Raw genomic sequence first — 716 nt, forward strand, 5'->3', positions numbered from 1 at the left:
TTATTTGTATCCGATATTACCATATCGATATGAAAAAGGAAACCTAAAAATGGCTATTATTTGATTTTGGCAATTTCACATAGCAATATTTATGTTTATCAATTATTTTCCGATCACCTTTTTTCATCACAAAAAAATAGCGTCACACCAAAGTATATGCACTCTGATACGACGCCTTTTATAAGATGGACCGACAGGGGCTCGAACCCTGGACCCACGGATTAAGAGTCCGTTGCTCTACCAACTGAGCTACCAGTCCAAAATGATTAATTTACCAAATACAATACTAAAATTCTACACCCAATCTAAGAATCTTTCAAGGCATTGTACTAAAAAAATATATATTTACCCTAAATAGCCATCCCTCAAAAAAGGATGGCCAATATTTTAAGTATCATACTTTTTATAACCTTACTTTAAAGCCCTTCAATCTCAGCGCATTCAATAATACTGAAACAGACGATAAGCTCATGGCTGCACCAGCAAACATAGGACTTAATAATGGGCCATCAAATAGGTAGAGGATACCCATGGCAACTGGGATCCCAACCGTGTTATAGGCGAAAGCCCAAAATAGGTTTTGCTTAATATTGGTAATGGTTGCCCGACTCAATTCAACCGCTGTTGGTACGTCCATTAAGTCGCTACGCATCAAGACAATATCCGCTGATTCAATGGCTACATCAGTCCCTGAACCAATGGCAATTCCAATATTT

General features: G+C 37.6%; 1 tRNA gene and 1 pseudogene. Both read right to left on the reverse strand.

The features are described 5' to 3' along the window. Positions 1–186: 186 nt before the first annotated feature. Positions 187–259: transfer RNA gene (locus tag ACRCJ0_RS17555), tRNA-Lys, on the reverse strand. Positions 260–403: 144 nt separating this feature from the next. Beyond that, a pseudogene (locus tag ACRCJ0_RS17560) lies at positions 404–716 on the reverse strand (heavy metal translocating P-type ATPase); the annotation flags it as partial.

The sequence above is a fragment of the Aerococcus sp. L_32 genome (assembly GCF_050689315.1).